This is a genomic window from Microcoleus sp. C2D2 (assembly GCF_036702495.1).
Classification (GTDB): domain Bacteria; phylum Cyanobacteriota; class Cyanobacteriia; order Cyanobacteriales; family Microcoleaceae; genus Microcoleus.
This window is the reverse complement of the sequence record NZ_JAUBTO010000007.1, coordinates 113,989-124,065: the sequence shown is the minus strand read 5'-3', so window position 1 is coordinate 124,065 and position 10,077 is coordinate 113,989. Positions and strand designations below refer to the sequence as shown.

The window sequence follows — 10,077 nt, the reverse complement described above, 5'->3', positions numbered from 1 at the left end:
TTCTTCCTTCTTCCTTCTTCCTTCTTCCTTCTTCCTTCTTCCTTCTTCCTTCTTCCTTCTTCCTTCTTCCTTCTTCCGACTTCCCTCGCACTGACATCCGTTACATCCGTTACATCCGTTACAGAATCCGTTGCCGAACTTCCTTCTTCCTCCTAAATTGCATTACGATCGCCATATTTGAGCAAAAGGGCAATTCCGATACTCACTACAAAGATTAATACCATACTCAGAGCCGAACCCAGCCCCCAATTTTGAGTCGCCCCCAAAAACTGATTGTAAATCAAACGAGCGGCCGTCATACTGGAAGCTCCACCGAGCAACTCCGGATCGACAAAATCGCCCAAACAGCTAATAAATACTAGCAAAGAACCCGCAGCAATTCCCGGCATCGTCTGAGGTACTGTCACTTTCCAGAAAGTTTCCACTGGATTGGCGCCCAAATCCTGAGATGCTTCTAGCAACCTGCGGTCTAACTTTTCCAAAGAAGCGTAAAGAATTGTCACGATATAAGGCAAATAACTGTAAGCCATGCCGATTAAAACTGCGGAACTTTGATTGAGCAATTCCAGAGGAGGAATGCCTAGAAGTGCCAGCAGCGAGTTGAGAACCCCCGTAGGACGCAGAATTGTAATCCAAGCATACGATCGCAACAGCGAAGAAGTCCACAGCGGCAACACAAAGCCTAACAAAGTTAAATTCCGCCACTTTTTCGAGACATTGAGGGCGATCCAGTAAGCGACGGGAAATCCCAGCAGCAAACACAGAATAGTAGTCCCCGTTGCGAAAAAAAGCGATCGACCCATAACCTGTAAATTCAGCGGCTCAAACACTCGCAGGTAGTTGCCGATTCCCGAAGGATTCACCAAATCTCCCGGCTTAATATTGGGCACCAAACTAAGCTGAAAAATCACCAGAGTTGGTATGACTAATAATAAAAGCAGCAACAAGCCAGAAGGGCCGAGCAATGCCAGCGGACCTGTCCACGCCGACCACGGGGAAACAGTTTCAGCCTTCAATGAAGAATTGGGAGGAATAGGAGGGGGAGTTCTAGTTGAAACAGCCATAAATAATTGTTTTGAGTTTTGAGTTCTGATTTGTAGGGGCGGGTTTCACCTACAATAATCGCCTAAAATAAACAATCTCATAAACCCGCCCCCACCCCACGGTAAATCGAAATGTACATGAAATTTCTGGCAATAAATAAGATTAGCCGCTGGTTAATTGAGTCCAGTAGCGATCGTACACTTCCATAAATTTCCCTACCGGAGCCACACCTTCGCAATTTTTCAAAATATCTTCCGAAGGGAAAAGAATCTCGTTTTCGCGGACTTCCGGCGTCAATAAACTAAAAGAATCTTCCGAAGGAGTTGAAAAACTGAGCCGCTCTACTAAAGAAGCAGCGACATCGGCTTGCAGCAGAAAGTTAATCCATTTATAAGCTGCTTCGGGATTGGGAGAACCTTTAGGAATTACTAAAGTGTCAGTCCACAGAGAAGAACCGCTTTTGGGGACGACATACTTCAATTTATCGTTATCTGAAATTACTTCATTAGCATCAGAAGAATAACACATAGCTACCTTCAAATCCCCCGTCAGCATTTGAGGCCGCCAAGCATCAGTAGTAAAAGATGCGATCGCCGGTTTGAGTTCCACCAACTTTTCGTAAGCTTGTTTTACTTGCTCTTGGTTCGTAGAATTCAGAGAATAGCCCAGCATCCGCAACGCAGCGCCCATGACTTCTCTAACATCACTCGCCAGCGTCATTCGCCTTGCTAACTCCTGTTTGTGTTCCCACAAATAGCTCCAATCTTCAGGAGCTTCTTTGAGTTGTTCGGTGTTGTAAATCAAGCCTGTGGTTCCCCAACTCAAAGGCACGCTGTAGCGGTTTCCTGGGTCATAGACAGGGTTTTGGAACTGTTTTTTGAGCCGATCGAGCGCGCCCAAACTCGAGTGGTCTAATGGGGTCAAAAGCCCGAGTTCCGTCATTTGAACCACCATGTAGTCAGACGGGTAAATGATGCTGTAGGCGCGGGCGCCACCGGCTTGAACTCTCGCCAGCATCTCTTCGTTGGAGCTAAACACGTCGGCCACTACGCGAATGCCGGTTTTTTCGGCAAAGCGATCGAGCAAAGCGTTATCGGTATAGCCTGCCCAAGTATAGATGAAAAGTTTGTCGGCAGAACCTTTGACGGTAGGAGCAGATTGTACGTCTGCAAGTCGCCAGCCGCAACTCGAAACAGCTAACCCGGAAATTGTCGCCGCCGAATTTTTTAGGAACTGACGGCGTGTAGAATTAGCCGGGAAAATCCTGGAAATTGGTAAGTTAGTCGGAGGCACAGTTCGATTTTAGATTTTAGATTTTAGATTTTAGATTGGGGAATTGGGGATGGGGAAATTCGATTTTAGATTTTAGATTTTAGATTTTAGATTGGGGAATTAGGGATTGGGAAATTCGATTAAATCCGTTAAATCCCGTACACTGCTCGTTGCCGAACTTCCCTGCAACATCCATCCGTTAAATCCGTTAAATCGCGTACACTGCTCGTTGCCGAACTTCCCGACCTCCGTGACATCCGTTAAATCTCGATCGCGCGTTCGTTGCCGAACTTCTTTCTTGACACTCCTCGACTATCAGGTACGAGGATTCTTGGTTCAGCGACACACCTTAAAATTATCTATCCTTGCGGCAATACTTAAACCAAATACCCGTCCGATTGAACCAAGCATCGAGCCTAACTTAGATAACCCCAGAGGGCTTTGTCTCCCCAAGCGTTTGAGAATTACTTCTCTTCCGTGTGCCCCACGGTACATTTAATCTTTATTTTTTGACTTGTCTGGTTTTGGTTTACGTTGGTTAACCTAGCTGTTTTTATTCGTGGCATTCGCTACCCACTAGCCATTATTGTTTCCCGGACCAGTCGTTTGAGCTTGGTGTCTCATGTGTATCGGCGGTTACTCTACCTGTGGCATACTCTTAGTGTACACCCAAATGGGATAAGTTGCCGTGAAGACTGAGAGAATCAATATCAGAACGACAAAGCAGTTGAAAGACAAGATTGCGAGGATAGCTCAAAAGCAAGGAGTGCCTGTAGCTGAATTGATTAATGACTATATCAAACAGCTACCTGAACCGCAATAATTAATCAAAGCCGTCCTGGAAGGACGGGGCTTTAAACCCATTTTTTCGGTAATTATGCTCGATCGGTCAAAGCGAGACAATCATTAGTTCCCCAGTAAGCGTAAATCGGCGTGTGCGGATCGGGGAAAGAGCCGCCGGTATTTGGCTGGCGCACTGTAATTTTATCGCCCGACGCCAACTCAACCACGTAATGAACGTGCGTGCCCATGTACATAGTATTTTTGAGCCGCCCTTCAAAACAGTTGACCGACACTTCCGGCTGGTAAAGATTCAAATATACTTTTTCCGGCCGGACGCTGACCACAACAGAGTCGCCTGTGACACCACTCCACATATCCGACTGCTGAACGATTATTTTCAGATTGGCTGATGTGCGAACTGTAATAGTCGATCGGTCGATCGATTCTACCGTACCCGCAAACAAATTCGTATCCCCAATAAAATCCGCCACAAAAGCCGTCTGCGGGCACTCATAAATTTCTTCAGGAGAGCCAATTTGGTCAATCCTGCCCTCATGCATCACAGCAATCCGGTCAGACAGACTCATCGCCTCTTCTTGGTCGTGAGTCACCATCACAAAAGTCAAACCCAATTCTTGATGCAAATTCGACAGTTCCAACTGCATCTGCTTGCGCAACTTCAAATCCAGAGCACCCAGGGGTTCGTCCAGCAGCAGAACCGCCGGTCGATTTACCAGAGCTCTCGCCAAAGCCACCCGCTGCTGCTGGCCGCCCGACATTTGACCGGGAAACCTGTTGGCGAAAGATTCCATTTTCACCAATTGCAAAACTTCCCGTACCCGTTCTTCAATTTCCGCTTTCCCCAGCTTTTTTATCCGCAATCCAAAAGCGATATTGTCCCAGACATTCATGTGTCCGAACAAAGCATAGCTTTGAAACACAGTATTTACCGGGCGGCGGTAAGCTGGAGTGTTGGTCATCGACTGGCCGCGAATCATCAACTCGCCCGCCGAGGGAGTCTCGAACCCAGCGATTAACCGCAGGGTCGTAGTCTTGCCGCAGCCGCTAGGCCCGAGAATGCTAAAAAATTCTCCTTGGCGAATGCTGAGGTCTACTCCGCGGACTGCGGTTTCGCCGTTAAATACCTTGAAGACCTTGCGGAGTTCAACGTCAAGCGCTGTATCCGTTGCTGTCGTACCTTGGTTGAGTGCTGTCTGAAACATATTCGCCCTTTCCTGGGGGTAATGCACGCTACTTAAATACAGTTTAAGTTTAGACTTTTCTGTATTTTAGGTGCGGAATGTTGGATGTAACAGGTTTTGGGATTTGTTCTTTAAATTCTATCCCAGAGCGCACCATTGTCAGCAACAGGCAAGATGCCTCCTGTTCCACAATGAAAATTCACTCTTCGCTTCACAGGCATCTTGCCTGTTCATAAAAGGCTTATTGAGAATGGTGCAACATTGAGGAGCGACTGGGCATCTATTTATTCTCAGGACTTGGCGTCGGAGAGGGTTTTTGCGGTGGTTTGTCTGTTTTGGGTGCTTCTGCTTTTTTCCACTCTGACAAAGGTCGCTCGACGGCATTTTTAAAGTCAAATGGCACTAGCAGCACGGGCAAATTTTGGGCTGAATTTTGAGGGGGCGCTTCGGGCGGATTGGCTTGAGCGTACAAGAAGCGGCCGGTAACGTCTGTTTTGCCTAAAACTAGGCGGTGAGTTTCCTGGTTGTCCAGCTTTACTGTGACTGTAGCTTGGGGTTGGTCGAGACCGAATTCCGGCAGTTGAGCAGCAGTAATATTAATTGTCCGATCGCTCTTTCCTGTTGCCAGCCTGTCTAGCAAAAAATCCACCGATGCCTGACTTGCGTGTGCTTGCACTGGCAATTTCATTTCCCAGTTCGACTTGCCTCCTTTTGTAGCATAAACTCGCTCAAAAGTCAATATTTTTTCGGGTGTTTTGACTGTAAAGAATTGTACGCGATCGGAGTTAAAAGCAAAAATTTTCTGTTTTTCTTCCTTAGCGGCTTCCTGTTTCGGAGACACTTGCATCTCGAACAAAGCAACCAACCCAGTCATGCTCAGCGCGACGGCTATCAATACTAATGTATTTTTCTGCAATTTCATAGTAACTGAGAATTGGGCATTGGGAATTGGGAATTGGGCATTGGGAATTGGGCATTGGCCCGCGCAGGGCATTGGGCATTGGCCCGCGCAGGGCATTGGGCATTGGGAATTGGGAATTGGCCCGCGCAGGGCATTGGGAATTGGGCATTGGGAATTGGGAATTGGCCCGCGCAGGGCATTGGGAATTGGGCATTGGGGAGTCTGTTATTAATAACAACAGTCAACAGTCAACAGTCAACAGTCAACAGTCAACAGTCAACAGTCAACAGTCAACTAACTTATCTTCTCTTCCACCAGATAGCGCCACCAATTCCCAGTCCGAGTAAAGGCCAAATTAGCCAAGCTAAAACCAGCAATCCTACTTGGATGGGCGTCATGTTAATGCGGCGGTTGGTAGCTTTTTTCGGACTGATAGAAAAGCTTTGCTGGTCTGGTTTACTCAACCAACTGACTGAATTGAGAAACACGTCGCTATTTAGCTGTTGGTCAAACCAACCGTTAGTCACAAATTGAGATGTGCCAATTACTACCATTCGCGAGGTTTTTCTAGGAGTTGAAGGCGCAGAAGGAGTTGACTTTGGACTGGGAGATGTTGTCGGAGATGCTGTGGGAGATGTTTCTGGTGTCGGTGTGGGAGATGTTGTCGGAGATGCTGTGGGAGATGTTTCTGGTATCGGTGTGGGAGATGTTGTCGGAGATGCTGTGGGAGATGCTGTGGGTGTTGGCGAACTTTCTGGAGATGCTGTGGGAGATGCTGCGGGTGTTGGCGAAGTCGTCGGTAATGCTGGAGGCGTAGCTTCTTGCGAGACAATCACCGAATAGCTAATTGGGGAAGCTGTTGGCGAAGTTGTCGGCGATGGCGAAGTTGTCGGCGATGGTGAAGTTGTCGGCGACGGCGAAGTTGTCGGCGATGGCGCAGTTGTCGGCGATGGCGCAGTTGTCGGCGATGGCGCAGTTGTCGGCGATGGCGCGGTTGTCGGCGATGGCGCGGTTGTCGGCGATGGCGAAGTTGTCGGCGATGGCGCGGTTGTCGGCGATGGCGCGGTTGTCGGCGATGGCGCGGTTGTCGGCGATGGCGAAGTTGTCGGCGATGGCGCAGTTGTCGGCGATGCTTGGGGTGAAGGCGTGACCGGTGTTGGAGTTGGTGGAGGTGAGGGCTTTAAGGGAATGCTGTCAGTGGACGATCGAACTAAAGCTACACCTAATAATAGCGGGCCTTGTCGATCGGTCTTCTGATCGAACTCCAATTTCCTCGTCGTCAAATCGCTTTCGGCCCAACTTTCCTGACTCGTCCAAATCAGCGGTTTTTCCTCTATCCCTTCTACTGGCGAGGTTTCCAAAGCACGCGCAAACGGATAGAATGAAATACCGTTGCCAAAACTTTGAGTAATCGGATGTTCGCCGTAGCGCCTGACTGTGGGAACCGTGGGGCCGAGCCCAAATCTTTGACCAGTGCCCGAAGCATCGATGGCCAAACGGGCGTCTAATTTTACGCCCCATTCTTGCAGCATTTTGTCCAATCCCGTATCAATTGCCGGGTCTACCATTAACAATAAACTGCCGCCGCGATCGAGATAAGCTTTTAGTGCTTTAATTTCTGTATCGGAAAACGGTTTTTCCATCCCGGGAACGATTAAAGCATCTGCATCTTCTGGCACTTCTTTGCGTTCGGTCAAATTCAGTGTTTGGGCGTTGTAGTATTTATCTTTCAGAGCTTTTTCAGCTTGCTGAATTCCGCCTTGACCTTCCTTTAGCGGGCGGGCTCCTTTCCCTTGTAAAAAGTAAACTGTAGCAACGCGAGTGCTAAGAATTTCTTCTAAGCCATTCGTAAGTTTGATCTCTGAAAGACCTTGATTCGGGTCGCTACCAAAAGCAGTGCCGCCTTTTTGCAGCGCCTGTTTTTTGTCACCGGATTGCAGGTAAACTTCTCCGATGCTGGTAATGCTAAATTCCCGCGCTTTTCCCGGTTGGGCTAGCGGGTCAACAAACTCAAATTGGAACTTTTCGCCTCCCTCGCGTTTGTAGCTTTGCAGCAATTCTTTGATTTGGGGATTTTGGGTGGCGTCAAACACCCAAACTTTGACTGTTTGTTGCAAATTTCGCAGTATTTGTTGAGTCTGCGGGGCGAGGGTAAATTGTTGGCTTTCGGTTAAGTCGATGCGGACGGGATAGCGAACGGCTATGAAGTTAATTACTCCGAGAATCACAAATACGGCGAGGGTAGCAATCAGGGCGTTGGTGCTGGCTTGAGTGGAACGCTTCCCCCAAAAGCTTTGTTCGTAACTCAAATATAGCAGCCAAAGTGCGATCGTCACTGTTCCGGCAATAACTAAACCGACTGTCAGGGGTTCCCATACTCCGGATACAAGTGCTGCTGTTACCCCCGCTGCGATGAGGAGGGGGCCCAGCAAAAACACGTATTTCCAATTTTTTTTTCTAATTTTCATAAGGTAAATATTGAGTGACCCAATTCCGGTTCTAGAATGTTATTCTATATCGCATTAGCCTGCAACCATAGTGTTAAATCAGACGGATGGTTGAAATCTACCACGGCCTCTCCTAAGTTTTCTAATTCCTGTACGCTTAATTGACGGATGTAGTTTTCTGTTTCCGGTTGTATTGTGCCTAAACGCCGCACTAGCTGACGCAATATTAACGAGAGTTGAGCGGTTTTTGTTACCTGTTCTCTTGCTATCTCTATGGCAATCTGCTGGTCTTGAATCCACAGTTCTTGCTTCTGCAATTCCTTTAATTCTTCCTGAGTGAAGTTGTCTTCCCTGGCAATTCTAAAAGCTTTCTGAATCTCGGGAACTGCACTCAGTGTTTCTGGTACTGTCTCCAGAGTGCTGGTGTTTTTGATAAAGTAAATCCATTGGTCGGCGGTTGTTTCTAATGCTGCTAATTCCTTGCTAAATTTTGGCAGTTCGATAAATACTAATTCTATTGCAGTATCTGGACACTCAAACTGTTGCTCTTTTTCTTGGAAAACAAACCGCGACATAAATTCTGGCTGATTTTCAAACATTTCAAAGTCGGCAATTTTCAAGGAAATTACTGTTTTTAGTCTTTCGTAGCGGTCTTTTCCTGTTAATTGCTGGCTGTAGCTTTTGGCAGCGTTGTACAAAACTCTATTGCCGAAGGAAGGCACGTTGATCAGTTGAATTTCAACGAGGGCGATTCTGTCGCCGTTAATTGTGGCTTTGACATCTAGGCGTGTCTCTTGGGTCCCCAGAGTTGGATTTTCTGGTTGGGAGTCGATTATTTCTAAATCTTGGATGAGCGGCTGTCCTTCATAAAGGATGGCGTTTAAAAAATTAATCAGGATGTCTTTGCTGTCGCTGGAACCGAATATTTTTTTGAACGCAAAGTCGATTTTGGGATCTATAAATCTCATTCTTTCAAGCAATTAGTGGAATAACTAACATTAATGGAGAATTGGGAATTGGTCCGTGGGAATTGAGCAGTGGTCCGTGGGAATTGGTACGTGGGAATTGGGAATTGGTGGCCTCTCCTTTAATCTCCCACTCTCCGAGTCTCCCTCTTTATTCCCGGAATCCTTGCCTGATTTTTTTAAGAACGCTGATATCGCAAGGCATCGATGGATTGGGCGGTCAGAAATACTCCTAAAATTATGTAACTGGCAAACATAATTAAACTGCTAGTATCGAAAACTCCCTTGACAAGATTGGTGTAATGTGTTAAGAGCGACAAATGTCCTAATGCTGTTCCGAAGGGGCCACCGATACCGACGGCGGCTGCATCGATCACCCAGAGAAATAATACTAGAGTGAAGGTGAGGATGGCTGATAAAATTGTGCTGTCTGTGAGGGAGGAAATAAACATTCCCAGGGACAATACTCCTGCTGCTAGTAATATTAAGCCACCGTGTCCTAGCAGGAGAACTGCGGGGGGTACGGGTGGGGTTGAGGAACTGAGGGCGATCGCCTCGCAGAAAAGCAGGGGCAGCAACATTGTGGTATAAAATGTTAAAACGCCGAGGAGTTTGCCCGTAGCAACTGCCCAGTTTGTTAAGGGCGATGTGGCTAATAGTTCTAAGGTGCCGCGTTTGCGTTCTTCTGCGTAAAGTCCCATTGAGAGTGCGGGTAGTACGAACAACGAAAGGGAACCCATGATTCGCAGGAAGAGTTGCAGGAATTCGTAGGCTACGTCGATGGGAGGTTCGGTAATTCCCATTTGGTCTCGCTGGCCGACTTGGGGAATTAACCCGTCGGGGGCGAGGAGGATGGCTATTAAAAAGTAGCCGGTGATTAGCCAAAACACTGCTGCGATGGCATAGGCTAATGGCGAGGCAAAATAGCTTTGTAGTTCTTTGCGGTAAATTGCGACAATATTACTAATCATTACTAACATTTAGGAATTGGGAATGGGTAATTGGCCTGCAGGTAATTGGTTCATTCTGAGTCGCCTGCAGATGGTGTTTCGCGGTCGTCGCTATCCTGTTGCTTTCTTTCTATTTGTCGCTTTTTGGTAAGAGGTGGCTGTTGTGGTTGAGAATCGCTACTCGGTTGCGGCTTTTTTTTAACTTGCCGATTTTTTACAACTGGTTGGGCTTCTGGTTGAGGATGTTCTAGCGACTTTGGTGTATCTAAAATCGGTTCTGGTTCTGGTTGAGAACGTTCTAGGGACTCTACTGTTTCGACAACGAGCAGATTTTCGACAATCGGTTCTGGTTGAGAGCGTTCTAGGGACTCTACTATTTCGACAACCGATTCTGGTTGAGAAGGTTCTTGCCACTCTACTGTTTCGACAACCGGTTCTGGTTGAGAAGGTTCTTGCAACTCTACTGTTTCGACAACGAGCAGATTTTCGACAATCGGTTCTGGTTGAGAAGGT

At 47.3% G+C, this 10,077-nt stretch carries 9 protein-coding genes and 1 pseudogene; 2 read left to right on the top strand and 8 right to left on the bottom strand.

Annotated elements, in window-relative coordinates:
* Positions 1-152: 152 nt before the first annotated feature.
* On the bottom strand, positions 153-1,064 hold the full coding sequence (locus QUB61_RS04610) for an ABC transporter permease (RefSeq protein WP_333135479.1): 912 nt from the start codon (positions 1,062-1,064) through the stop codon (positions 153-155).
* Between the two features lie 142 nt (positions 1,065-1,206).
* The gene (locus QUB61_RS04605; protein ID WP_333135481.1) at positions 1,207-2,337 is read right to left on the bottom strand and encodes a spermidine/putrescine ABC transporter substrate-binding protein; all 1,131 of its coding nucleotides are present in this window, start codon (positions 2,335-2,337) and stop codon (positions 1,207-1,209) included.
* Positions 2,338-3,004: 667 nt separating this feature from the next.
* On the opposite strand from QUB61_RS04605, the gene QUB61_RS04600 reads away from it, so the two are divergent.
* Positions 3,005-3,139, top strand: coding sequence for a hypothetical protein (locus QUB61_RS04600; protein WP_333135483.1), 135 nt, complete (start codon positions 3,005-3,007; stop codon positions 3,137-3,139).
* 52 nt (positions 3,140-3,191) lie between these two features.
* Here QUB61_RS04600 and QUB61_RS04595 read toward each other — a convergent pair whose 3' ends face one another.
* Both QUB61_RS04595 and QUB61_RS04590 read right to left on the bottom strand, forming a co-directional pair.
* Positions 3,192-4,322: an ABC transporter ATP-binding protein gene (locus QUB61_RS04595; RefSeq protein WP_333135485.1), complete on the bottom strand. Its 1,131-nt coding sequence runs from the start codon at positions 4,320-4,322 to the stop codon at positions 3,192-3,194.
* A gap of 259 nt (positions 4,323-4,581) precedes the next feature.
* A complete protein-coding gene (locus QUB61_RS04590) occupies positions 4,582-5,223 on the bottom strand; it encodes a DUF4340 domain-containing protein (RefSeq protein WP_333135487.1) in 642 nt (213 codons plus the stop codon).
* 26 nt (positions 5,224-5,249) lie between these two features.
* On the opposite strand from QUB61_RS04590, the gene QUB61_RS04585 reads away from it, so the two are divergent.
* Positions 5,250-5,549: a hypothetical protein gene (locus QUB61_RS04585; RefSeq protein ID WP_333135489.1), complete on the top strand. Its 300-nt coding sequence runs from the start codon at positions 5,250-5,252 to the stop codon at positions 5,547-5,549.
* Here the strand turns inward: QUB61_RS04585 and QUB61_RS04580 are convergent.
* The 4 genes and pseudogenes from QUB61_RS04580 to QUB61_RS04565 all read right to left on the bottom strand — a co-directional run.
* Positions 5,502-7,670, bottom strand: coding sequence for a Gldg family protein (locus tag QUB61_RS04580; RefSeq protein WP_333135491.1), 2,169 nt, complete (start codon positions 7,668-7,670; stop codon positions 5,502-5,504). The genes QUB61_RS04585 and QUB61_RS04580 overlap by 48 nt on opposite strands.
* A gap of 44 nt (positions 7,671-7,714) precedes the next feature.
* Positions 7,715-8,617, bottom strand: coding sequence for an Rpn family recombination-promoting nuclease/putative transposase (locus QUB61_RS04575; protein WP_333135493.1), 903 nt, complete (start codon positions 8,615-8,617; stop codon positions 7,715-7,717).
* Positions 8,618-8,793: 176 nt separating this feature from the next.
* Positions 8,794-9,594, bottom strand: a complete 801-nt coding sequence (locus QUB61_RS04570) for an ABC transporter permease (RefSeq protein WP_333135494.1) — start codon at positions 9,592-9,594, stop codon at positions 8,794-8,796.
* 41 nt (positions 9,595-9,635) lie between these two features.
* A pseudogene (locus tag QUB61_RS04565) lies at positions 9,636-10,077 on the bottom strand (ATP-binding cassette domain-containing protein); the annotation flags it as partial.